Annotated in this window: 19 protein-coding genes; 16 read left to right on the forward strand and 3 right to left on the reverse strand. The window is 59.3% G+C overall.

Going from position 1 to position 23,530, the window contains the following annotated elements; genetic code table 11:
* Positions 1–16 precede the first annotated feature (16 nt).
* The 13 genes from nuoG (at position 17) to ispF (ending at position 13,027) form a co-directional block, all read left to right on the forward strand.
* The gene (nuoG, locus tag ACP7B7_RS29000) at positions 17–2,350 is read left to right on the forward strand and encodes an NADH-quinone oxidoreductase subunit NuoG (RefSeq protein ID WP_426078997.1); all 2,334 of its coding nucleotides are present in this window, start codon (positions 17–19) and stop codon (positions 2,348–2,350) included.
* Positions 2,350–3,432 carry an NADH-quinone oxidoreductase subunit NuoH gene (gene nuoH / locus ACP7B7_RS29005; protein WP_308925414.1) on the forward strand — a complete coding sequence of 361 codons (1,083 nt, stop codon included), beginning with the start codon at positions 2,350–2,352 and terminating at the stop codon, positions 3,430–3,432. The genes nuoG and nuoH overlap by 1 nt, the downstream gene beginning before the upstream one ends.
* A gap of 14 nt (positions 3,433–3,446) precedes the next feature.
* On the forward strand, positions 3,447–3,935 hold the full coding sequence (gene nuoI, locus ACP7B7_RS29010; RefSeq protein ID WP_065310660.1) for an NADH-quinone oxidoreductase subunit NuoI: 489 nt from the start codon (positions 3,447–3,449) through the stop codon (positions 3,933–3,935).
* A 65-nt stretch (positions 3,936–4,000) separates the two neighbouring features.
* The gene (locus ACP7B7_RS29015) at positions 4,001–4,630 is read left to right on the forward strand and encodes an NADH-quinone oxidoreductase subunit J (protein WP_426078998.1); all 630 of its coding nucleotides are present in this window, start codon (positions 4,001–4,003) and stop codon (positions 4,628–4,630) included.
* Entirely contained in the window at positions 4,627–4,935 is a 309-nt protein-coding gene (nuoK, locus tag ACP7B7_RS29020) for an NADH-quinone oxidoreductase subunit NuoK (protein ID WP_065310662.1), read from the forward strand. Before ACP7B7_RS29015 ends, nuoK begins: the two co-directional genes overlap by 4 nt.
* 46 nt (positions 4,936–4,981) lie before the next feature.
* Positions 4,982–7,081: an NADH-quinone oxidoreductase subunit L gene (gene nuoL, locus ACP7B7_RS29025; protein ID WP_426078999.1), complete on the forward strand. Its 2,100-nt coding sequence runs from the start codon at positions 4,982–4,984 to the stop codon at positions 7,079–7,081.
* A 29-nt stretch (positions 7,082–7,110) separates the two neighbouring features.
* Entirely contained in the window at positions 7,111–8,613 is a 1,503-nt protein-coding gene (locus ACP7B7_RS29030) for an NADH-quinone oxidoreductase subunit M (RefSeq protein ID WP_426079000.1), read from the forward strand.
* A gap of 16 nt (positions 8,614–8,629) precedes the next feature.
* Entirely contained in the window at positions 8,630–10,132 is a 1,503-nt protein-coding gene (gene nuoN / locus ACP7B7_RS29035; protein WP_426079001.1) for an NADH-quinone oxidoreductase subunit NuoN, read from the forward strand.
* Positions 10,133–10,135: 3 nt separating this feature from the next.
* Positions 10,136–10,462, forward strand: coding sequence for a DUF2818 family protein (locus tag ACP7B7_RS29040; RefSeq protein WP_426079002.1), 327 nt, complete (start codon positions 10,136–10,138; stop codon positions 10,460–10,462).
* Between the two features lie 57 nt (positions 10,463–10,519).
* Positions 10,520–11,077, forward strand: coding sequence for an NUDIX domain-containing protein (locus ACP7B7_RS29045; RefSeq protein ID WP_426079003.1), 558 nt, complete (start codon positions 10,520–10,522; stop codon positions 11,075–11,077).
* Positions 11,078–11,085: 8 nt separating this feature from the next.
* Positions 11,086–11,787 (forward strand): hypothetical protein, encoded by a 702-nt coding sequence (locus tag ACP7B7_RS29050; protein ID WP_426079004.1) that lies wholly within the window; start codon positions 11,086–11,088, stop codon positions 11,785–11,787.
* A gap of 11 nt (positions 11,788–11,798) precedes the next feature.
* Entirely contained in the window at positions 11,799–12,500 is a 702-nt protein-coding gene (gene ispD, locus ACP7B7_RS29055) for a 2-C-methyl-D-erythritol 4-phosphate cytidylyltransferase (RefSeq protein WP_426079005.1), read from the forward strand.
* Positions 12,501–12,520: 20 nt separating this feature from the next.
* Positions 12,521–13,027 (forward strand): 2-C-methyl-D-erythritol 2,4-cyclodiphosphate synthase, encoded by a 507-nt coding sequence (gene ispF, locus ACP7B7_RS29060; protein ID WP_426079006.1) that lies wholly within the window; start codon positions 12,521–12,523, stop codon positions 13,025–13,027.
* A 178-nt stretch (positions 13,028–13,205) separates the two neighbouring features.
* On the opposite strand, the gene ACP7B7_RS29065 is transcribed toward ispF, so the two are convergent.
* Positions 13,206–13,982 carry a hypothetical protein gene (locus ACP7B7_RS29065; protein ID WP_426079007.1) on the reverse strand — a complete coding sequence of 259 codons (777 nt, stop codon included), beginning with the start codon at positions 13,980–13,982 and terminating at the stop codon, positions 13,206–13,208.
* A gap of 768 nt (positions 13,983–14,750) precedes the next feature.
* On the opposite strand from ACP7B7_RS29065, the gene ACP7B7_RS29070 reads away from it, so the two are divergent.
* The gene (locus tag ACP7B7_RS29070; protein ID WP_426079008.1) at positions 14,751–17,738 is read left to right on the forward strand and encodes a patatin-like phospholipase family protein; all 2,988 of its coding nucleotides are present in this window, start codon (positions 14,751–14,753) and stop codon (positions 17,736–17,738) included.
* 92 nt (positions 17,739–17,830) lie between these two features.
* On the opposite strand, the gene ACP7B7_RS29075 is transcribed toward ACP7B7_RS29070, so the two are convergent.
* Both ACP7B7_RS29075 and ACP7B7_RS29080 read right to left on the reverse strand, forming a co-directional pair.
* Positions 17,831–19,837, reverse strand: coding sequence for a CHAT domain-containing protein (locus ACP7B7_RS29075; RefSeq protein ID WP_426079009.1), 2,007 nt, complete (start codon positions 19,835–19,837; stop codon positions 17,831–17,833).
* A gap of 392 nt (positions 19,838–20,229) precedes the next feature.
* Positions 20,230–20,466 carry a hypothetical protein gene (locus tag ACP7B7_RS29080; RefSeq protein ID WP_426079010.1) on the reverse strand — a complete coding sequence of 79 codons (237 nt, stop codon included), beginning with the start codon at positions 20,464–20,466 and terminating at the stop codon, positions 20,230–20,232.
* A 253-nt stretch (positions 20,467–20,719) separates the two neighbouring features.
* Between ACP7B7_RS29080 and ACP7B7_RS29085 the strand changes: the two genes are divergently transcribed.
* On the forward strand, positions 20,720–21,475 hold the full coding sequence (locus tag ACP7B7_RS29085) for a hypothetical protein (RefSeq protein WP_426079011.1): 756 nt from the start codon (positions 20,720–20,722) through the stop codon (positions 21,473–21,475).
* A gap of 578 nt (positions 21,476–22,053) precedes the next feature.
* Complete coding sequence (locus tag ACP7B7_RS29090) at positions 22,054–23,034, forward strand: hypothetical protein (protein WP_426079012.1); 981 nt, start codon at positions 22,054–22,056, stop codon at positions 23,032–23,034.
* Positions 23,035–23,530 lie beyond the last annotated feature (496 nt).

Consider the following 23,530-nt stretch of genomic DNA (forward strand, 5'->3'; position numbering starts at 1 on the left):
TCAGGTAACGATCACCATGGTTGAAATCGAAATAGACGGCAAAAAAGTCGAAGTCCCTGCTGGTAGCATGGTGATGGACGCCGCCAACAAATTGGGAACCTACATTCCGCACTTCTGCTATCACAAGAAATTGTCGATCGCAGCGAACTGCCGCATGTGCCTGGTCGAAGTGGAAAAGGCCCCCAAGCCTTTGCCCGCTTGCGCGACCCCGGTCAGCGCCGGCATGATCGTGCGCTCCGCCAGCGACAAGGCTGTGCAGGCGCAGAAGTCCGTGATGGAATTCCTGTTGATTAACCACCCGCTCGATTGCCCTATCTGCGATCAGGGCGGCGAATGCCAGTTGCAAGATTTGGCAGTCGGCTACGGCAAGAGCGAATCGCGCTACAAGGAAGACAAGCGCGTCGTGAAACCGAAGGAAGCCGGCCCGCTGGTCTCGATGCAAGAGATGGCGCGCTGCATCCAGTGCACCCGCTGCGTACGCTTTGGCCAGGAAGTGGCCGGCGTGATGGAGCTGGGCATGATCGGCCGCGGCGAACACTCGGAAATCGTGTCCTTCGTGGGCCAGACGGTCGACTCCGAACTGTCGGGCAACATGATCGACCTGTGCCCGGTGGGTGCCTTGACCTCGAAGCCGTTCCGCTACAGCGCCCGTACCTGGGAACTGTCGCGCCGCAAATCGGTCAGCCCGCATGACGGCCTGGGCGCCAACCTGATCGTGCAAGTGAAAGCTGGCAAGGTCAAGCGCGTGCTGCCGCTGGAAAACGACGCCGTCAACGAATGCTGGATCTCGGACAAGGACCGTTTCTCGTATGAAGCGCTGGACAGTGCCGAACGCCTGACCTCGCCGATGCTGAAACAGGGCAACGAGTGGAAAGAAGTCGATTGGCAAACCGCGCTGGAATACGTGGCGCACGGCCTGAAAAACATCAAGCACGAACATGGCGCCGACGCCATCGCAGCGCTGGCCACGCCGCACTCGACCGTGGAAGAACTGGTCCTGCTGCAAAAAGTCGTCCACGGTCTCGGTTCCGAGCACGTCGACTTCCGCCTGCGCCAGCTTGACTTCGCGCTCGACGCGAATGTGAAACCTTGGCTGGGCATGCCGATCAACGACTTTGGCCAGATCAAGCGCGCCTTCGTCATCGGCTCCTTCCTGCGCAAGGACCATCCGCTGCTGGCCACCCGCCTGCGCGCCTCGGTCAAGAGCGGCGCCAAGCTGTCGATCCTGCACGCCTCCGACGATGATCAGCTGATCACTATCGCCAACAAGATGATCGTTGCGCCAAGCGACTGGCTGGCCGCCTTGTCGGAAGTGGTGGTTGCCGTGGCAAAAGCCAAGGACATCGCCGCCCCTGCCGGTTTTGACGCCGTCAACGCGTCCGACGTGGCCGTCAATATCGCCGCCAGCCTGATGGCCGGCGATCATGGCGCCATCCTGCTGGGTAATGCGGCAACGCAACACCCGCAAGCGTCGCAACTGCATGCTGCCGCGCAATGGATCGCCGAACAGACGGGCGCCACCCTGGGTTACCTGACGGAAGCGGCCAACACGGTCGGCGCCCATCTGGTCGCCAAGCCGCGCACCAATGTGCAAGCCGCGTTTGCCGTACCGAAAAAAGCCTACGTGCTGCTGCACGCCGAGCCGGAATTGGATGCCGCCAATCCACAGGCGGCCCGCGCCGCGCTGGATGGCGCCGACATGGTCGTGGCCATGTCCGCCTTCAAGCACGGCATGGATTACGCCGATGTCCTGCTGCCGATCGCGCCGTTCGCCGAAACCTCGGGCACCTTCGTGAACTGCGAAGGCCGCGCACAGAGTTTCAATGGCACCGTGAAACCGCTGGCGGAAACCCGTCCGGCCTGGAAAGTGCTGCGCGTGCTGGGCAATATCCTGGGCCTGCCAGGTTTCGACTACGACACCTCGGAAGCGATCCGCGACGAAGCGTTTGGCGCCGGCGTGACCGACCTGTCGGCACAGCTGAACAATATCGCCAGGAACGCCCCGGAAGCGGCCGCTTACGCACCGGCATCGCCGGCGCTGCAACGCATCGCCGACGTGCCGATCTATTTCGCCGACGCCTTGGTACGCCGCTCCGAGCCTTTGCTGCGCACGGTCGACGGCGCCACGCCGCAAGCCCACCTGTCGCCAGCACTGGCTGCCAAGCTGGGCATCAAGGCCGGCGACAAGGTCAAGGTTGCGCAAGGCGCGGGCAGCGCCATCCTGGTGGCGGCCATCCATGCCGGCCTGCCAGCCAATGTGGTGAAAGTGTCGGCGGCGCATGCCTCGACCGCTCGCCTGGGCGGCATGTTCGGTGACATCACAGTTGAAACAGCAGAGGGGAACATCTGATGGCGCTGCCTGAATTTGTAAACGTCATCAATGCCGGCGGTCAAGATTTGCTGGGTGCGACCTGGCCGTTTTTCTGGACCCTGATCAAGATCCTGTGCGTGCTGTTGCCGTTGATGGGCCTGGTTGCTTACGCCACCCTGTGGGAGCGCAAGCTGATCGGCTGGATCCAGATCCGCGTCGGTCCGAACCGCGTGGGTCCTCTGGGCCTGCTGCAGCCGATCGCCGATGCGCTCAAACTCTTGTTCAAAGAGATCATCATCCCGTCCAAGGCCGCCAAGGGCCTGTTCGTGATCGGTCCGATCATGACCATCATGCCGGCCCTGGCCGCCTGGTCGGTGGTGCCGTTCGGCCCGGAAGCGGTGCTGGCCAACGTCAACGCCGGCCTGCTGCTGCTGCTGGCGATCACCTCGATGGAAGTCTACGGCATCATCATCGCCGGCTGGGCCTCGAACTCGAAGTACTCGTTCATGGGCGCCATGCGCGCCTCGGCACAGATGATCTCGTATGAAATCCCGATGGGTTTCGTGATGGTGATCGTGCTGATGGTGTCGGGCAGCCTGAACTTCATCGACATCGTCGGCGGCCAGCAGATCGGCTACTTCGCTGAAAAAGGCGTGAACTTCCTGTCGTGGAACTGGCTGCCGCTGCTGCCGATGTTCGTCATCTACCTGGTGTCGGGCCTGGCTGAGGCCAACCGCCACCCGTTCGACGTGGTCGAAGGCGAGTCGGAAATCGTGGCCGGCCACATGGTCGAATATTCGGGCATGGCCTACGCCATGTTCATGCTGGCCGAATACGCCAACATGATCCTGATCGGCGCGCTCGCTTCGATCATGTTCCTCGGTGGCTGGTCCGCACCGTTTGCCTTCCTCGAATTCTGGGGCGGTTTCGGCGGCTTCTTCTGGCTGTTTGCAAAAACCTTCTTTATCGTCTCGCTGTTCGTCTGGGTGCGTGGTACTTTCCCCCGCTACCGTTATGACCAGATCATGCGCCTCGGTTGGAAAGTGTTTATCCCGTTGACGCTGGTCTACCTGGTCTTCGTCGCTGCCTGGATGCAGACATCCTGGAATATTTGGAAGTAAGAGAGTGCATACGAATGGATAAGGTAAAAGATTTTTTCAGCAGCCTCCTGTTAGGCGAGCTGATCAAGGGCATGGCGCTGACCGGCAAGTACATGTTTTCGCGCAAGATCACGGTGCAGTTCCCGGAAGAGAAGACACCGATCTCGCCGCGCTTCCGTGGCTTGCACGCGCTGCGCCGCTACCCGAACGGCGAGGAACGTTGCATCGCCTGCAAACTGTGCGAAGCGGTTTGCCCGGCGATGGCCATCACGATCGAATCGGAGCAGCGTGACGACGGTTCGCGCCGTACCACGCGCTACGATATCGATTTGACCAAGTGCATCTTCTGCGGTTTCTGCGAAGAGTCCTGCCCGGTCGATTCGATCGTCGAAACGCACGTGCTGGAATACCACGGCGAGAAACGCGGCGATTTGTATTACACGAAAGAGATGTTGCTGGCCGTGGGCGATCGTTATGAAAACGAAATCGCCGCCGCACGCGCCGCCGACGCACCTTATCGCTGATGGATGCGCCGTAGCCCCTGGCTGCGGCGCGCCCCTCGTTCATCTGTACGTCTATTGGGTTTTTTATGGACTTTAAAACAATTTTGTTTTACGCCTTTTCGCTGATCTTGATCCTGGCAGCGACGCGCGTCATCACGGCCCGTAATCCGGTCCACGCAGTACTGTTCCTGGTACTGTCCTTCTTTTCCGCGGCAGGCGTCTGGATGCTGCTGCAAGCTGAATTCCTGGCCATCGTGCTGGTGTTGGTGTATGTCGGCGCCGTGATGGTGCTGTTCCTGTTCGTGGTCATGATGCTCGATATCAATATCGACCGCATGCGCGAAGGATTCTGGGGCTATCTGCCTTTGTCCGTGACGGTGGGCGTGATCATCGTGCTGGAAATGGCCGCCGTGCTGTGGCATGGTTTCCGCAACTTTTCGCCTAGCATCGCACCGGCCAACATCAACCTGGGCGGCACCAAGGAATTGGGCCTGCTGATCTACACCCAGTATGTGTTTGCCTTTGAAATCGCCGCTGTGGTGCTGCTGGTGGCCATCGTTGCCGCGGTTGCACTGACGTTGCGCAAACGCAAGGACACCAAGCATTTTGCTCCTGGCGATGCCGTACGCGTCAAGCGTAACGACCGCCTGAAGATCATCAAGATGGATCCGGTCGTCGAGCGTCCTGCGGCGCCGGAAGTTAAGGAGACACCATGACACTTACGCTCACACACTTTTTGGTCCTGGGCGCGATCCTGTTCGCAATCTCGATCGTCGGTATTTTCCTGAACCGCAAGAACATCATCGTATTGCTGATGGCAATCGAATTGATGCTGCTGGCGGTGAACATGAACTTCATCGCGTTTTCCCATTTCCTGGGTGACGCGGCCGGTCAGATCTTCGTTTTCTTCATCCTGACGGTTGCCGCCGCTGAGTCGGCTATCGGTCTGGCTATTCTGGTGGTGATGTTCCGTAATCTGGATACCATCAACGTCGAAGACCTGGACAGCCTCAAAGGCTGATGTTTTTCAGACTCGATCTCTCGAATAATAACGATTAAGGTTCATCATGGCGGGGCAACTCCTCAACCCTAACCTCCTTCTTGCCGTACCGCTGGCGCCGCTGGCCGGTGCCGCGATTGCAGGTTTGCTTGGCACCCAGTTCCTGGGTAATTTGGTCGGTCGCAAGACGTCGCATACCGCGACGATACTGGGCGTACTGATCGCGTTCATCCTGTCCGTGCAGACGCTGCTGGCAGTGATGGACGGCGCGACATTCAATGGCACGATCTATAACTGGATGACGATCGGCACCCTGAAGATGGAAGTCGGCTTCCAGATCGATTCGCTGTCGGCGATGATGATGTGCGTGGTCACCTTTGTCTCGCTGATGGTGCACATCTATACGATCGGCTACATGAAGGACGACGAAGGCTACAACCGCTTCTTCGCCTACATCTCGCTGTTCACCTTCTCGATGCTGATGCTGGTCATGGCCAACAACTTCCTGCAACTGTTCTTCGGTTGGGAAGCCGTGGGCTTGGTCTCGTATCTGCTGATCGGTTTCTGGTACCAGCGTCCGACCGCCATCGTGGCCAACATGAAGGCTTTCCTGGTCAACCGCGTGGGCGACTTCGGCTTTATCCTCGGCATCGGCCTGCTGCTGGCCTACGCCGGCACCATGAACTACCAGGAAGTATTCGCCAAGAAAGACGAACTGGCGCTGCTGAGCCTGCCGGGTACCGACTGGGCCCTGCTGACGGTTGCCTGCATCTGCCTGTTTATCGGCGCGATGGGCAAGTCGGCGCAGTTCCCGCTGCACGTGTGGCTGCCTGACTCGATGGAAGGTCCTACCCCGATCTCGGCACTGATCCACGCCGCGACGATGGTGACGGCCGGTATCTTCATGGTCTCGCGCATGTCGCCGCTGTTCGAACTGTCCGACACGGCCTTGTCCTTCATCCTGGTGATCGGTTCCATCACGGCGCTGTTCATGGGTTTCCTGGGCATTATCCAGAACGACATCAAGCGCGTGGTGGCTTACTCGACCCTGTCGCAGCTCGGCTATATGACAGTCGCGCTCGGCTCGTCGGCCTACTCGGTGGCCGTGTTCCACCTGATGACCCACGCATTCTTCAAGGCACTGCTGTTCCTGGGCGCCGGTTCCGTCATCATCGGCATGCACCATGACCAGGACATCCGCAACATGGGTGGCTTGCGCAAATACATGCCGATCACCTGGATTACTTCGCTGGTCGGTTCGCTGGCCCTGATCGGTACGCCGCTGTTCTCGGGTTTCTACTCGAAAGACAGCATTATCGAAGCGGTCGAAGCGACCCATATCTGGGGCGCGGGCTTTGCCCAGTTCGCCGTGCTGGCTGGCGTGTTCGTCACCGCCTTCTACTCGTTCCGCATGTATTTCCTGGTCTTCCACGGCAAGGAACGTTTCGGCCAGGCGCATGCGCACGGTCATGACGACCATCACGCACCAAAAGCAGCGCACGGCGCCCACGGCGATGCGCATGACGACCATCATGAGGAAGAGGAAGACGACCACGCCCACCACGGCCTGGCGCCTGGCCAGAAACCGCATGAATCGCCATTCGTGGTCTGGTTCCCGCTGGTGATGCTGGCGATTCCTTCGCTGGTGATCGGTTACTTCACCATCGGCCCGATGCTGCATGGCGACTTCTTCAAGGGCGTGATCTTTGTCGGCGAAAACCATCCTGCGATGGAAGAGTTGTCGCATGAGTTCCACGGTGCAATGGCGATGGCGATCCACGGCCTGTCGACGGCGCCGTTCTGGCTGGCCCTGTCCGGCGTGGTGGCGGCTTACTACTGCTACATGATCAATCCGCGCGTACCGGCCTGGTTCTTCGCCAAGTTCCACGCGATCCACACCCTGCTGGACAACAAGTACTACATGGACAAGTTCAATGAAGTCGTGTTTGCCGGCGGCGCCCGCGTGTTGGGCAATGGCCTGTGGAACTTCGGTGACAAGAAGCTCATCGACGGTCTGCTGGTCAATGGCAGCGCCAAGCTGGTGGGCTGGATCTCGTCGCTGTCGCGTGGTTTGCAGACGGGTTACATCTATCACTACGCGTTCGTGATGATCCTCGGCGTGCTGGCCGCCCTGATCTATTTCCTGCCATTCTGGCCCGCTAAGTAAGCTGACCTGATAAAAGAATACTGAGAACCATGATGCAGTCTACGATTTCTACACTACCTCCTTACCTGAGTCTGTCGATCTGGGTGCCGATCATTTGCGGCGTCCTGGTCCTGGCTCTCGGCCGTGACAGCAAAGCGGGTTTTACCCGCTGGCTGTCGCTGGCTGGCGCGGTGCTCAGCATGCTGTGCACCTTGCCGCTGATCCAGCATTTCGACAATGCCGCGCACGGCATGCAGTTCGTCGAAAAAGCGCCCTGGATTGAAACCTTCAATATCTGGTACTCCCTGGGTATCGACGGCCTGTCGCTGTGGTTCGTGCCGCTGACCGCCTTCATCACCGTGATCGTCGTGATCTCGGCCTGGGAAGTGATCGAGAAGCGCATCGCCCAGTACATGGGGGCCTTCCTGATCCTGTCGGGCCTGATGATCGGCGTGTTCTGCGCGCTGGACGGTTTGCTGTTCTACTTCTTCTTTGAAGCAACCCTGATCCCGATGTTCATCATTATCGGTATCTGGGGTGGTTCGAACCGCGTGTACGCCTCGTTCAAGTTCTTCCTGTACACCTTCTTCGGTTCGCTGCTGACCCTGGTCGCCATCATCTACCTGCGCAATGCCTCGGGTACCTTCGACATCCTGGCCTGGCATCAGTTCAAGCTGACCTTGAACCAGCAGATCTTCATCTTCCTGGCCTTCCTGATGGCGTTTGCGGTGAAAGTGCCGATGTTCCCGGTCCACACCTGGTTGCCGGACGTCCACGTCGAAGCGCCTACCGGCGGTTCGGCCGTGCTGGCCGCCATCATGCTGAAACTGGGCGCCTACGGCTTCCTGCGTTTTTCGCTGCCGATCACGCCGGACGCCAGCCACTACCTGTCGGGCTTCATGATCGCGCTGTCGCTGATCGCCGTGATCTACATCGGCCTGGTCGCCCTGGTGCAAACCGACATGAAAAAACTGGTCGCCTACTCGTCGATCGCCCACATGGGTTTCGTGACCCTGGGCTTCTTCATGTTCAACGACATCTCGGTGCAGGGCGGTATCGTGCAGATGATTTCGCACGGCTTTATCTCCGGCGCCATGTTCCTGTGCATCGGCGTGCTGTATGACCGCATGCATACCCGCAACATCGCCGACTACGGCGGCGTCGTGAACCGCATGCCGAAATTTGCCGCCTTCTTCGTGCTGTTCTCGATGGCCAACTGCGGCTTGCCGGCGACCTCCGGTTTCGTCGGCGAGTTCATGGTCATCCTGGGCGCGGTCCAGTTCAACTTCTGGATCGGCCTGCTGGCTGCGACGGCACTGATCTGGGGCGCGGCGTACTCGCTGTGGATGGCCAAGCGCGTGGTGTTCGGCAAGATCAAGAACAAGCATGTGGCCGAACTGACCGACGTCAACAAGCGTGAATTCTTCATGCTTGCCGTGCTGGCCATCGCCGTGCTCGTGATGGGTCTGTACCCAGCGCCGTTCACCGACACGATGCAGACCTCGGTGACCGATCTGCTCGCCCATGTCAAAGTCGGCAAGCTGCTGCCTTAATTAGAAGATCCATAACATGACTAATGCACCTAACCTGGTACCGCTGTACGCGGAAATCTTTCTGCTGATTGCCACGTCGGCGATCCTGCTGATCGATATGTTCTTGCCTGCGGCGAAGCGTTCGATCACCTATGCGCTGTCGCTGCTGACCCTGGCCGGCTGCGCCTTGCTGACCGTGGGCGACTTCAACGCCGGCACCACCGTCTACACGTTCCACAATATGTTCGTGTCGGACCCGATGTCGCAGTTGCTCAAACTGTTCTCGTATGGCGCCGTCGCCATGACCCTGATCTACTCGCGCAGCTATGCCACCGACCGCACCATGCTGTCGGGTAACCTGGGCGGCGAGTTCTACGTGCTGGCCCTGTTCGCACTGCTGGGCCAGATGATCATGATCTCGGCCAACAGCTTCCTGATCATCTACCTGGGTCTGGAACTGATGTCGCTGTCGCTGTACGCACTGATCGCCTTGCGCCGTGATAACGCCAAGGCCACCGAAGCGGCCATGAAATACTTCATCCTGGGCGCGCTGGCCTCCGGCTTCATGTTGTACGGCATCTCGATGCTGTACGGCGCGACCGGCACGCTGGACCTGGGCGCCGTGCGCGCCGCGCTGGAATCGGGCAAAGCCAACGGCACCATCATGGTCTTTGGCCTGGTGTTCCTGGTTGCCGGCCTGGCCTTCAAACTGGGCGTCGTGCCATTCCACATGTGGGTGCCTGACGTCTATCAGGGTTCGCCAACGGCCGTGACCCTGCTGCTGGGCGCGGCGCCAAAACTGGCCGCGTTCGCCATCTGCCTGCGCTTGCTGGCCGAAGGCCTGCTGCCGATGGCACGCGACTGGCAACAGATGCTGATGATCCTGGCCGTGATGTCGCTGGCGATCGGTAACTTCACCGCCATCGCCCAGACCAACCTGAAGCGCATGCTGGCCTACTCGACGATCGCACAGATGGGCTTCGTGCTGCTGGGCCTGCTGTCGGGCACGGTTGCCGGTCCGGACAACACCCTGAATGCCGCCGGTGCGGCCACCGCCTACGGCGCGGCCATGTACTACGTCGTCACCTATGTGTTCACCACGCTCGGTACCTTCGGCGTGATCATGCTGCTGGCCCGCAACGGCTTTGAAGCGGAAGAACTGGCCGACTTCAAGGGCCTGGGCAAACGCAGCCCGATCTTCGCGCTGGTGATGACCCTGTTCATGTTCTCGCTGGCCGGCGTGCCGCCGCTGATGGGCTTCATGGCCAAGTATTCGGTACTGGCCGCCGTGCTGGGCACCGGCCAGATCTGGCTGACCATCGTGGCCGTGCTGTTCTCGTTGATCGGCGCTTTCTACTACCTGCGTGTCGTGAAGATGATGTGGTTTGACGAGCCGACGGACAGCCACGCGCTGGTGGTGCATGGCGACATGCGCATCGTGCTGGCCGCCAACGGCGCCATGGTGCTGGTACTGGGCGTGCTGCCACAGAGCATTCTGGCTGCCTGTGCTACGGCCATTTCCAAAACGCTGGTGTCGTAAGACATGGACGCCACGGTTTCCAGCTGGCTGGTAATCGCCATGGGCATCCTGGCGGCCAACCTGCCGTTCTTCAATGACAAGCTGTTTGCCGCCGTGCCCTTGAAGCACGCGGCGCCAGTCGATGGCAAAAGCTGGCGCAAGCCGCTGGCGCTGCGCCTGCTGGAGATGGTGGTGTTGTACTTCATCGTCGGCAGCGTGGCTTTCATGCTCGAGGCGCGCCTCGGCAATGCTTTCCCGCAAACCTGGGAGTTTTATGCCATCACCGGCTGCCTGTTCCTGGTGCTGGCCTTCCCCGGCTTCGTGGCGCGCTACCTGCGCAAACGCCGCTAGCAACACACTCCGAAAGCGGCGCCTCTGGCGCCGTTTTTTATTGAATAAAAGGACATCATGGACCAGCATCTGACTGAAACAAAAGTGGACGGCGAGACCGTTTTTACGGGCGGCTTCCTGCAGGTGCAGCGCGACCGCGTCAGCCTGCCTGACGGCAAGATCGCCGACCGCGAATATATCCTGCACCCGGGCGCCGTGGTGATCCTGCCGCTGCTGGACGACGGCACGGTGCTGATGGAACGCCAGTTCCGCTATCCGCTGAACCAGGTCTTTATTGAATTTCCAGCCGGTAAAATCGATGCGGGCGAAGCCCACCTGGCCTGCGCCCAGCGCGAGCTGCTGGAAGAGACCGGCTATACGGCCAGCGACTGGCAATTTGTCACGACCATTCATAACGCCATCGCCTATTCGGACGAGCACCTGGAACTGTTCCTGGCGCGCGGCCTGGTGGCCGGCGAGCGCCAGCTCGACGAAGGCGAATTCCTGGAAACGTTTACGGCCACCGTGCCGCAATTGCTGGACTGGGTGCGCGACGGCACGATTACCGACGTGAAGACCGTGATCGGCATCTTCTGGCTCGATAAAATCACCAGCGGCGCCTGGCAGCCCGCCTGAGGTCCGGCATGCGCGGCGCCGTCTTCCTGATCCTGGCCCTCGCTTCCGGCAGCGTGCTGGCGCAGGCGCCGGCGCGCACGCCATTCCAGGTCCGCTGCGAAGACACCATCAGCAAGACCGTGTCCGTGCTGACGGCGCAGCAGAATGGTTATTCCATCGACACCCATCTGCCGTACCGGGCGCTGACCGCCATGAAGGGCGTGGCGCGCAGCAATGCTTTCGTGCTGGGCCTGACCAAGACCGATTCGCAGGTGAAAATCGGGCTGGCCGGCCCGATGCTGTTCGATCCGGCCAGCGGCTACGAATGCGTGGCGCCACAGATCAGCGTGAGCCTGACGTACGCCCCCGTGATCATCTATATCGGCCGTGAATTTCCGCCCGGTACCTGCGCGTATGATGAGATACTCAGGCACGAGCTGCGGCACATGAAAACCTATATGGACCATCTGCCGCGCGTGGAAAAAACCGTGCGCGCCGCGCTGGCCAAACGGTTCGAGGCGCGCCCCCTGTATGCGCCGCGCGGCACCGCCAAGGCGGCGCTGGCACGCGAGATCGACACGGGCTGGCTGCCCTATATCAAGGCGGAAATGCGCAAGGTGGAAACCCTGCAGGCGGCCATTGATTCGCCGCAGGAATATGCGCGTCTCGGCAAGGCCTGCAATGGCGACATCCAGAATATCCTGGCCGGCAAGGCGCCGGCCGGCAAGTAAAGAAGGCAGCAATGACAGAGCAACGCAACACCGCCCGCCATATCGCGCTGATCCCCGCCGCCGGCGTGGGCGCGCGCATGGAAGCAAACAGCCCCAAGCAATACCTGAATATCGCCGGCAAGCCCATGCTGCGCCACGCGCTCGACGCCTTTTTGGCCAGCCCGCTGATCGCCCACACCTATGTGGTGGTCAGCGTTGATGATGGCTGGATCGACGAGGTGATCCCCGAGCACGGCGTGACGGTATTGCGCTGCGGCGGCGCCACCCGCATGGACAGCATTTTGAACGGCCTGCACGCGCTGCAAGACGTGCTACAGGGCATTGACCAGGTACTGGTGCACGACGCGGCCCGGCCCGGCCTGACGCCGGCGCTGATCGCAAAGCTGATCGCTGAAGTGGGCGAGCATCCGGCCGGCGGCTTGCTGGCCTTGCCGGTGGTCGACACCGTCAAGCGGGCAGGGCAGGGCGGTGTCGTGGCCGCGACCGTGCCGCGCGACGGCCTGTGGCTGGCGCAGACGCCGCAGATGTTTTCCTATGCGCTGCTGCACCGCGCCCTGTCCGAAGCACCCGACCCGCAAGCGATTACCGACGACGCTTCCGCCGTCGAAGCGCTGGGCCTGTCGCCGAAACTGGTCGAAGGCCATCCGCGCAACCTGAAAGTGACCTTGCCGCGCGATATACAGACGGCCGAGATGTATCTCGCCTATCCTTGAACCCCGAACAGAAAGACCGCATGACGACCACCACCACTCCCGTTTTACCGTTCCGCATCGGCCAGGGCTATGACTGCCACGCGCTGGTGGAAAACCGCGACCTGATCATTGGCGGCGTGAAGATTCCGCACCACTTGGGCCTGCTGGGCCACTCCGATGCCGATGTCTTGCTGCACGCGATCACCGACGCCATCTTCGGTGCGGCGGCCCTGGGCGATATCGGCCGCCACTTCCCCGACACCGATGTGCAATTCAAGGGCGCCGACTCGCGCACCCTGCTGCGCGAAGCCGCCGCGCGCGTGCGTGCCGCCGGCTATGTGATCGGCAATATCGACGCCACCATCATTGCCCAGCGCCCGAAAATGGCGCCCCATATCGGCGCCATGTGCGCCAACGTGGCCGAGGATTTGGGCGTGACGGTGGGGCAGGTCAATATCAAGGCCAAGACCAATGAAAAGCTGGGCTACCTGGGGCGCGAAGAGGGGATTGCGGCGGAGGCCGTGGCGTTGCTGCTTGGTGCGGTTTAATTGTAGAAATTTTCGTCCTGTTGAACCGGGCCTGCACGGCGATACATCTTTTTCTGCTGTATGCCGATGCGGTCCGAGTCGGCGGTTTGAACGGGTTTTTCCCTGAAACTCAGGCTATTTGGAAGACGTTGTTCTGGCTAACGCCTGAGTTCACAAACATGTCGTCAATCAATCTTATTTACAAATCTTTCAGGCTTTTTGCCATTTCAAGAGTTTGCTTGATTTGTTCCAGTTTGGGCACTGGCGATGCGCCTGCAATCAAACGTTCACCAAAATCTTGGGCGCCCTCAGGTATCACAACCAACGTGACAAGACGGTGTTTGGCATTCTGAATTTCCAGCGTTGTCCAATTGTTATCACCGGTTACAAAGCCCACTGAGAACTTGCGATGAACGGTTTCTCCTGAAGAAAAACCTCCCTGATTTTTATAGAGATCAAGCTGTTCGGTCACTGCAGTCGGTTTGTCCGAGCCATCAAGATAAAGCTCGGCACGCCATTTCAAAGTGCTGTACCCATATTTGCTGCCGTTGCGAAGTGTGGTTTCGATACGTGGCTGCAGACCAAAAAAATCTTTTGCGAGCGTGAACGTTGTTTCTTCACTGGTTACCTTATGAATTTCCTGCGCCGCAGCATTCCAGACCGAAGCCTGTTTTTCCAGTTCCACAATTTGCGCTGGCGCTTTTCCAAGAATATCTTGTACTTCGCCACGAATTATTTCACGAGGTGTTTTTCCAGGGTAACGGGAATTTAAAGCATCAATCGACAAATCGGAGACCGCCCAGTCGAAGGCTTCTGCCTGACTTTTGTCCATGCCCTTGGCTGCTTCAGCCAAAGATACCTTATAAGCATCAATTCCAGCAGACGTCACCAGTGGCTTGTCCAGACCCTTGGAGCAAGCCGTTATGGCAAGTGACAAGATGATGGCAAACAGCGTTTTTGATATTTGGAAAAGCATTTAAATCACCTTGAAAGATGGAGATGGCCGTTGGCCTGTTGTAGCCGATTCGTGTTCCAGACTCTTCGGCAGATTGTGAAATGAAAGTGGCTCGAATTTTCGATTCCCTGAGTCCTCAATGAGCGATTTTGTACAACGTGGTGCCACAGGTTCTGCAGGAATGAAGTTTTTTGCTGCCCGCCACACCTCGAAGCCCAAGTACATGGATGGTCGGATATTTTCCATAGTGTGCCTTGTACCAGTAAAAATTAAATAACAAGATGCCACCGACTGCTATTCCAAAAAAATATAAACGACCATATCCATGCTGCGTCACCCTTGTAGTTTTCAAATGCCAGACGCAATATGAAATTTCCATATAGAAATAATAGTTAACTTTAACATATCTTGTATAATAATGCAAGAATCGGGGCGCGGTATTGGAAAAAAACTATATATCGCAGCCAACGCCGATTCGTCGCCATGCAAACGGCGTTGGTCACGACGCATTTCATGAGACCGGCATTGAATGGTGTTGCCAGTAAAACACAGAGTGAGCGCCAGCGTGCGCCAAGGACGCAGCGACGGCGCCAGCACCTTGTTTTTTCATTTTCAGGGCCGCGCTTGGCGCGCCACGGATCCTCTGCGGCAAGTCAAGAAAACAGGCAATCCCCCGCTTTGCCCGCCTGCCGCCGTGTACTAAGGTGAGTGAGCGGGACGCGTCACTACTCCCGGTCCACATGATGGAGCCAGCCTGCATGCGCGGCGGCGCTGCTCCAGGGAGCCGCCATGCAACAAGAAAAAGACCAACCTGGACTCAGCTTTGCGCAGGTATTCGCTTGGGAGTTGGCGATGCTGGCGCCGCAGTCAAGGCGCACGGCTGGCGCGTCGGATGCGCCGGATCGCGTGGCGCCTGTCCCGAATGCACGCGCAGGCACGCCGTCATCGCCAGAATTGACCAACTTGCACGGTTTGGCCGCACGGCAACAATTGGCCGGCCTGGCCTTGTCCGGTGGCGGCATTCGCAGCGCGACGTTCAACCTGGGCGTATTGCAGGCACTGGCCGACCTGGGCCTGCTCAGCAAATTCGATTATCTGTCGACGGTGTCCGGCGGCGGCTATATCGGTGGCTGGCTGAGCAAATGGATACACACTACGGCAGGCGGTGTCGAACAGGTCGAAAAACTGTTGCGCAGCGGCGGCGATGGCCCGGTTCCCAGAGCCGAGCCGAAGGAGGTGCAATTCCTGCGCAAATACAGCAACTATCTGACGCCCAAAAGTGGCATGTTCAGCGCGGACACCTGGACCCTGATCGGCACCTATGTCCGTAACACGCTGCTGAACATGACCATGTTAGTCACCACGATGTCACTCCTGTTCCTGGCGCCGCGCTTCCTTTTGGTGGCGGCCATCTGGCTGCGCGAGCCGCCGCGAACAGGGCCGCTGTTGGCCAGCCTGGCGATATTCCTGCTCAGCGTGGCCAGCATGGCGCTCAATCTTTCACTGAAAGGACCGGCGCTCAAAAAATATGCGCGCATGCAAAAACAGAGCTGGATACTGTGGACGGTGTGCGCGCCGCTGTTGCTCGCTGCATTCTTCGGCAGTATCGCCTTTGTCACATATCACTCCGACATGAATGACTTTCTGGAGAACCTGCAGTTATTCAGTTACCGTGCCACATGGCTGCTGGCGCCGGGAGCGGTTTATTTCCTTGTTTGGGCGGCAGGGTGGGGCGCCGCCCAGTATCTGAACCATCGCGCGGCCGACGCCACCGGGGCAGTGGCCAGCCCGTTGTCCCCTGGCCGGCGCTGGTGGCAGACGACCAGCGAGGCATTGGGTCACCTTGCCTTCGCCATCGGTGCGCTGGCGGCGGGCACGCTGCTGATGATCTGGGCCGCCACCATGTTTGGTGCCGATGAGATGGATCGTCTGTCGGGCGTGCATCTGGTGACGTTCGGCATGCCGGCCATGCTGGCTCTGTTTGGTATCACCATGACGCTGATGATCGGCTTGATTGGCCGCCTGTATAGTGATGCCAGCCGCGAATGGTGGGCCAGGCAAGGCGCCTGGACCATGATCCTGGCGTCAGGCTGGCTGCTGGTCTGTGGCTCCACTTTTTACCTGCCGGCCCTGCTGGCGTGGGCATTCGACAGCTATACTCCGTCGGCTGTCTTGAGCGCGGCGGTCACCAGCCTGATTACCTTTCTTGGCCTGCGCTCCGGTGGTGGCAGGGCCACTGGCGACCCGGGCAACAAGGGGCGGCTGGAACTGGTCGCCAAGCTTGCCCCCTACGCCTTCAGCATCCTGTTTGTCGGCTTGCTGACCATGGGCCTGATGGCGGTGGCGGCGAAGGGCTTGCCGCATGTTAGCGATTCGCCGTCCGCCGATAAACTGGACAGATTGCCGCTTTTTTTCAGGCGCCACGCACATATGAATGAGGCGATCGCGCCGTGCCGGATCGGGCTGATGATGGTGGCGTGCCTGCTGTCGGCGCTGCTGCTCGGCTGTCGTCTCGATATCAATAAATTTTCACTGTACATGATGTACCGCCTGCGGCTTGCGCGCGCCTATTTCGGTGCTACCACCAAGGACCGTACCCCGCATCCGTTTACCGGATTCGATCCGCTCGACGATGTGCCGCTGCATGAACTGCTGTACCCGCAAGCGGCACTTGCTGCGTCCGCGGCGGCGGGCCAGCCGCCCGGGCCAGTGTCCAGGCCTTATCACATCTTCAACGCCGCCATCAATCTGGTCCAGGGCCAGGAGCTGGCGTGGCAAACCCGCAAGGCCGCCAATTTTTTCTTCAGCCCCGGCTACTGCGGCTTTGAATTGCCGGGCGCGGCGCCAGGCTGCAGCGGGTTCCGGCCAACCCTGCAGTATGCATCGCAGACTTTTATCGGCGATGATCTCGACAGCGGCATCAAGCTGGGCACCGCCGTGGCCGTGTCGGGCGCCGCCGCCAGCCCGAACATGGGCTACCATTCTTCGCCGCCGTTGAGTTTCCTGATGACCCTGTTCAATCTGCGCCTGGGCCGCTGGTCGCCGAACCCGGCTAAAAGCAGCTGGCAACAATCTTCTCCCGGAATCGGCCTGATCAGCATCGTGAAAGAGCTGTTCGGCCTGACCAATGCCGGTTCCAAATTCATCTATTTGTCCGATGGAGGGCATTTCGAAAATCTGGGCCTGTATGAACTGGTGCGCCGCCGCTGCCAGTTGATCGTGGTGGTCGACGCGAGTTGCGACGACAATCACAGTTTCGACGATCTCGGCAATGCCATTCGCAAGTGCCTGACGGATTTCAACGTGCTCATCACGCTTGAAATCAGCGGCATCCAGAGCAAGAGCGCCGGCGCGGCGGCGGGCAGCAGTTACGTCACGGGGCGCATTCGTTATCACCAGGCAGACGGCGGCGAGCAGGAGGGTGTGCTGCTGTACCTGAAGCCGGTGCTGACCGGCGGCGAGAACGCCGATGTCTTCAATTACAGCAAGCTTCATCCGGAGTTTCCACATGAGTCGACGGCCGACCAGTGGTTTGATGAAAACCAGTTCGACAGCTACCGCAGCCTCGGGCGGTATATCGCCACGCGCGCCCTGGGGCCGGCCACCAGCGCGGCCAACAGGGCCATTGCCGAAGGCGACATGTCCAGTTTTATCACCCGGCTCAGCAACGCCCTTGTGTTAGCACCGCCCGCGTCACGCCGGACGGCGCGCTGGGGCCGTTGTCTTCCACCCACAATGCAATCAGCGGCGCGCTGGCGCGGCGCGCGACGAGCGTGAAGGTAACGGATACGGCTTTCAATAGCGCGAGCGGTCTGATTTGGCAGAACGCGATTTGCTCAGGGCTATCAAGGAAGCCTAGGCCGGCCGTATCAAAGTCTTGGTGCCAATGGCGCATCGTTGCCGGCAAATACAAATCCGGCCCAGTCCAGCGGCGGCCGGCCATGCCTGATCATCGCTTGCCTGGCTTGATGCAACGCAGTGCCAGGTGCCATGCCATTGCTGATATGGCCGTACATGATACGCATCAGTTCCGTGCTCGCTTCGCTGGGGACACTCCACAACGAGGTGATGGAGCTGTGCGCGCCGGCCATTTCCACCGCCCGGCGCAGGCTGGCCAGGCCTTCGCCGGGCAGCACCGCGCCATTGCCGGTGTTGCAAGCCGACAGCACCACCAGCTGCGTGCCGTCCAGCGGCAAGCGGGCGATATCGTTGGCCAGCATCAGGTGCGCCTGGCCAGCGCGTGACAGCATCAGACCGGCGCGCCGGCCGGGCAGCAGCATGTCGGTCAATTGTTGTCCCTCATCCTGCGCTTCGACGGGTGCGGCCGCTGTCTCCTGCCCCAAGAAGGCGTGCGCGGCGACATGCAGCACGATGGGCGAAACGATGGCTTGCAGGGCGCATGCGCTGGCTTGGGCGCCCTCGTAGCGTTGCGCGGCGATACCCAGTTTTTGCAGGCTGGCGGCAACCGCGTCCGCTTCGCGCGTGGTGTCGGGCAGCGCCGCGACCGCGACCAGGCGTTGCGTCGTCGTGGCGTCATCGCCAGCCACGGAAAACCGCATGGTGGCAGTGGCCGGCTGTGACAGGCCAGCGCCGTATGCCGGATTGGCGAAGATGCACGCCGGCCCCACCGTGCCGGTGCGCGTCGCCGCTGGCGGGTTCAGCAATTGCAACAGTGAACTGACATGGCGGCAGGAGCGCGTCATCGCCAGCGGTTTGCCGTGCGCATCGGGCAGCGCGTCGAAGGGCAGCAGGTGCAGGGCGGCGTCCGGATCGAGTATCCACTCGGACGCTGCCAGCACTTCTTCCGGCAAGTCTTGCAGCAGCAGGCGCGCCAGCAACGCAGCGCTGGCTTGGCTGCCGGGCGCGGTATTGCTCATCAGTTCTGCCCGGTAGCGGTGTACCGCCTGTTCCAGTGGCCGTTGGGGCCCGAGGTCGCGCAGCGTGACGCTCGACGCGGTGACGCAATAACGCAGGTAACGCGGTGGAGCCGGTCCGAAAGCGGCGGCCAATGGCGGCGCATAGACAAAAAATCCGATCGCCACGCTCTTGTCCAGGCGCTGTTGCAGCGCGGCCAGGTCGAGGTCGGCTTGATCCGGCAGGGCCCGCCCGCCATGCAACGCGGCCGAGACTTGGCTGACATGCAAGCCGTGCATGGCGGCAAGCTGCATGAAGGCGCTGGCATCCGTCATCGTCTGTGGCAGTGCGGCGATCTGGTCTTCCAGTTGCCGCATCTGCATGCGGTGCTCGCGCAGCACCATATCGGTGCTGGCGTCGAGCTTGCGCATCAGCGTTGCCTGGTAGCGCGCGGCCCCGCCTTTGGCGAGGATCAGCTTTTGCAACAGGGAGTTTGCGTCAATGTCGAGCGCATCACGCTGGCGCGCTTGTTCCAGCTGCGCCGAGATAATGGTGCGGCGCATGGCGAACGACGACCAGATACCCTCCATGGTGGCGCTGCTGCGGTCGATATGGGAAAAGCGCGCGCTGTTCATGTTCAGCGCCGCCGTCAATGCCTCGGCGGCCGTGCCGTGCTGGCCGGCCTGCCACAGCAGCAGCCCGATCTTGAAATGGCGGTATTCCTGCGCCACGATGGCTGGCAAGTCGTCCCGGCCGGCCTGCATGGGGGCGATACGCTGGCGGTAAAAGCGCGCCAGTTCTTCAATGTTGCGATTGGCGTGCAGCGCGCGCGCCATAGTGAACCATATCTCGGCCGTGTCATAGGCGGTGTCGTAGGGCAGCTCCCCGACGGTGCGAAGCGCGGTCGGTGCGCCGATGGACGTCAGCATCTGGCGGCCATATTCCACTTTGAGCAGCTGCAATCCTATCGCCGTTTCCAAGGAGACAGGCATCTTGGCAAAAGGCTGCACATTTTCGGCCATGATGCGATCCTGGGCTTGTATCGCCAAGTTCAGCGCATCGACCGCGCCTTGCGTACGGCCCAGGCCCAATTCGGCAAATCCATACACTGGCAATACATAAAGACGCCATGGCCAGCGTCGCGCAGGGTCCGACTCCACCTCCGCGAACGGTTTGGACAGCAGCGCATGGGCCGCGAGAAAGTTGTTTTGAAGCAATAGCATACTGGCGGCGCGCACATTTGCGTTCAATGTTGAAAAAAGATTCAAATCAGGCGCGGGGGGTGTCTCATTTTGCGCGGCACTTGCGCATGGTGTGGCGAGGAGGGACAGCGTCGCCTGCAGCAGGCGGCGGCGGTTCAGGGAATGGCGGGAAATCATGGGCGATTGCGGTTTTCATAAATGGTCAGCCAGCGTTACCACGCTTCGGGGGACAGCGCACGATCGCCGTCAACGCCGATACAGCGTTTCAACGCGTCGCTATGGGGCGCTTGGGTCATGCAGGCCCGCAGGCGCAGCGTTTCGGCCTCCATTTGCGTGCGCTGCCACAGTTTTTCGCGCAGCGCCGCGCGCCAGCTTGCCGTATCGCGGTATGGCCGCTCGTCGTTTCGCAGCATGCATTGCTCGGCCGCCAGCCGGATGCGTTCGGTCACCGCTTGCCGGCGGCGATGCGACTGGACAGTGGCGAAAAAGGGGAGAGCATTGCTGGCGGAGTCCACAGGCATCAAGAGGTGAATACAAGTATAGCATTTGCAACAGTGCTCGATGGCAATGGTTTTCAGTCATTCGTCGGACGCGCGGCGGCGTTCCTCGCATGTTTCCCGCCGTTCGTCGCAAGTGGGCTGCGGGCAAGCACGGCGGCAGCCAGAATCGGGGTCCTGATCCACTCCATCGAGGCAGCCACGCATGAAAACCACCATCGCTTCTTTTCTTTCGATCAGCATTGCCATCATGGTGTCCATGCTGGCGCTGAGTGCGTGCGGCGGCGCCGCCGGCGGCGGCAAACCCGCGAGCGCGCCGGCCGATGCCAGCCAATACCAGGCCATCGCCGGTTATTGCGGCATCAAGGCGCCCGCCAGCGCTGGCGCCCCCGACGGCTGGAGTGTCACTACCACCACGCTGGACCGCTTGATGTATTCGGCCAGTTCCATTATTTCGGCGGCGGGCAGCAGCGAGGCATTCGACGACGGCATCTCCCTGAAAATCAATATCAGCGACTACAGGGGCGGCGACGGGCCGCAAGTCGGGCGTGGCGCAACCAGGCCGGAGTGGGTCATGGGCGCCGTCATTCCCACAGCATTCGCCGCCCAATCTGTTGCGTGCGTCGTGCATCTGTCGAAGCTGCGCAATGTCTATACTACGGCGCAAGGCTGGACGACCTATTGGCATGGCAGTTTGCCGATGGCGCAATTGCCGGGCCACGTGATCGACGGCTTCGAGTTCGTCAGCAATTTCGCGCCCAAGGCGGGCGCGCTGTTTTTTGTGCTCGACAAGGTTGGTTTCGGCAATCTGCAAGCGCCATCGCTGTGCTACCTGGCGCCACAAAAAACGCAGTGGGAATGCGCGGCGGCCAGCCTGGTCGATGCTGGCGCGAACTGGGAAGTACGTGCGACGGGCATGCGCCCTGGCGCTTATGTGCTGGTATCGACGTCGCGCCGATAGACGCCTGGCCAGCGCTATCATGTCATTTATACAATATTGCCTTTGGGGAAATGCCGCATCAGTACCGCCTGCATGTGCTGCGACCCAACATCGCCTCCCTCGATATCCGCATGCCTGGCATGACGGAGCTGCAAGTGGCGCATGCGCTGAGCGCGAGCACGCGCGTAGTGTTCGTAACCGCCTAAGATAATCATGCTGCTGCGCACGCAGGTCGAACCGCTTTTTTTATGGAAGACACTGGCCTATGTGCGATATCTGAAGCCGCACAAGCCGTAGGACGCGGTCGCCATGACGGGGCACTTGATACATTACTTGCGCGCCAAAATCCATGTCAGGAGACGACGTTACGCCAAAAACTCTATCCAAACTATTGGAAAAAACTGTTTCAAATAGTCTGACACTTTCTTCGGCCGCGTGCCCGGTAGTGGTATTCGTGGTGGAACGGTCCCCTCGCGGACTTTTTCCTTGAATTTATGGTATGCGCCGGCGCCGTTTAATTTCTTTCGTTTTCTGCCCTTCATTTCTCAATCCATTGCTGTCAGAATGTTGGCAATATTTAATTACCCGAGGATCAAAACATGAGTTTATCGCAATCGAAAAAAGGATTACTGGTCGGAGTACTTGTTGTTGGACTCCTTGGCGGATGTACCACTTCAGAGCGGTATGCAAGCTATAAAAAGGAACTTCAACAAGATCACGTCGAGGCAGGAAAATTCCAGCTAATGACTGCTGATCCGCGCATGAGCAACCAGAATTACTACGCGCGGTTGACCAATTCAAATGGCATCTGGAGCAGTGAAGTGAGTACCAAGCGATTCCGGCGAACCAACGAGCGCCAAGAGTTATTTGTAATAGATGCGGAGAAAATGCAGATCAAGCCAGATTTCGTTACGGCGCGTGGCGACGATGTCATTGTACCTGACAAGTATCAAACGGTAATTTGCCCTCCAGATTTCTTGTCCGTCGAGTTAAAAAAAGTGAAATACACGGTATGTACGACAGTGTTCGCTGCTTCCCTTGGCAGTGTCAAATGGACTGAGATGGCAGCGGTCGTGGCAGGCTCGGACTTGCAAGAGAAGGTACTTGGTATGGCAGAAGGGCGAGCCAAAGATGCTGCGCAGGAAGCGTCGCATACAAAGGCTGTGGCTGCCCGAGTCAAGGAAGAAGCAAGGGTGAGGGCCGCCCAAGACAAAGAAAACTATCAATTGGTAAAGCGCGACCGTGATATCCGTGCTGACATCACATCTGAAGCAAGTTACAGGGCTCGCGCGCGGCAATGCGGTCCGGCAGATTTTGCTGATTCATACATCGGCGAGAATAAAAAATACATGGCTTACCGCTATGAATATGATCTTGGTCTCAAGGCGATTTTTACTTCTGCCAAAGAGATGGAGCAACAGATAATGCGTGAGATGAATTCTGCAGTGCCATATGATGTTCGGTCGTGTACCGAGGAGGTGCGGAGTATGATCGTTTTGCAACAAGACCGCGCTCAGAAGATGCTCATCATAAAACAGATGCCCGAGAATTTCAAGGGGAACCAGAAAATTTCTAAATGATATATTATTTTTCTTTGTTATAGGGTATTGGTGCCGACGAATTTTTGACCCAAGTTGCCGATTTTAGTGAGCCACGTCAATAATCAGAAAACCTGCGATTAGTGACGATTTCAAGGATATTGAGTTGTGTCAGTTGAAATCGGTAGCCTGGATCAATTCGACAGCGGCACCAACAAACGCACCTTGCGCAGTTCGGGCACCACGTTGGTATCGAAAATAAACATCATGAAAAATCAGTTGGCCAAGTGTCAATGGGCAAAAGCGGCAGCTCAAACGCGATATTTGCGCTAAGTAATTCGTCAATTTTTGCTGTCAAAGCCTAATAGGCAACGACGCAGGAGTTGATGTGATGAAACTACTGATACTACAACAGGCTGAACAGCAAACATTGCGCGACATGGGTGTTTTTCATCAGCATCCACGTGTACGGATACGTGCCCAAGCGATAGTTCGATTGAGTCAGGGACTGACTTTGCAGCAAACCGCGAACGAATTC

Source organism: Janthinobacterium sp. PSPC3-1 (genome assembly GCF_049896105.1).
Lineage (GTDB): Bacteria > Pseudomonadota > Gammaproteobacteria > Burkholderiales > Burkholderiaceae_D > Janthinobacterium.

Coding starts and splice junctions, on each gene's coding strand:
- nuoG (WP_426078997.1), top strand. CDS start 17: ATGGTTGAAATCGAAATAGACGGCAAAAAAGTCGAAGTCCCTGCTGGT.
- nuoH (WP_308925414.1), top strand. CDS start 2,350: ATGGCGCTGCCTGAATTTGTAAACGTCATCAATGCCGGCGGTCAAGAT.
- nuoI (WP_065310660.1), top strand. CDS start 3,447: ATGGATAAGGTAAAAGATTTTTTCAGCAGCCTCCTGTTAGGCGAGCTG.
- ACP7B7_RS29015 (WP_426078998.1), top strand. CDS start 4,001: ATGGACTTTAAAACAATTTTGTTTTACGCCTTTTCGCTGATCTTGATC.
- nuoK (WP_065310662.1), top strand. CDS start 4,627: ATGACACTTACGCTCACACACTTTTTGGTCCTGGGCGCGATCCTGTTC.
- nuoL (WP_426078999.1), top strand. CDS start 4,982: ATGGCGGGGCAACTCCTCAACCCTAACCTCCTTCTTGCCGTACCGCTG.
- ACP7B7_RS29030 (WP_426079000.1), top strand. CDS start 7,111: ATGATGCAGTCTACGATTTCTACACTACCTCCTTACCTGAGTCTGTCG.
- nuoN (WP_426079001.1), top strand. CDS start 8,630: ATGACTAATGCACCTAACCTGGTACCGCTGTACGCGGAAATCTTTCTG.
- ACP7B7_RS29040 (WP_426079002.1), top strand. CDS start 10,136: ATGGACGCCACGGTTTCCAGCTGGCTGGTAATCGCCATGGGCATCCTG.
- ACP7B7_RS29045 (WP_426079003.1), top strand. CDS start 10,520: ATGGACCAGCATCTGACTGAAACAAAAGTGGACGGCGAGACCGTTTTT.
- ACP7B7_RS29050 (WP_426079004.1), top strand. CDS start 11,086: ATGCGCGGCGCCGTCTTCCTGATCCTGGCCCTCGCTTCCGGCAGCGTG.
- ispD (WP_426079005.1), top strand. CDS start 11,799: ATGACAGAGCAACGCAACACCGCCCGCCATATCGCGCTGATCCCCGCC.
- ispF (WP_426079006.1), top strand. CDS start 12,521: ATGACGACCACCACCACTCCCGTTTTACCGTTCCGCATCGGCCAGGGC.
- ACP7B7_RS29065 (WP_426079007.1), bottom strand. CDS start 13,982: ATGCTTTTCCAAATATCAAAAACGCTGTTTGCCATCATCTTGTCACTT.
- ACP7B7_RS29070 (WP_426079008.1), top strand. CDS start 14,751: ATGCAACAAGAAAAAGACCAACCTGGACTCAGCTTTGCGCAGGTATTC.
- ACP7B7_RS29075 (WP_426079009.1), bottom strand. CDS start 19,837: ATGGCCGAAAATGTGCAGCCTTTTGCCAAGATGCCTGTCTCCTTGGAA.
- ACP7B7_RS29085 (WP_426079011.1), top strand. CDS start 20,720: ATGAAAACCACCATCGCTTCTTTTCTTTCGATCAGCATTGCCATCATG.
- ACP7B7_RS29090 (WP_426079012.1), top strand. CDS start 22,054: ATGAGTTTATCGCAATCGAAAAAAGGATTACTGGTCGGAGTACTTGTT.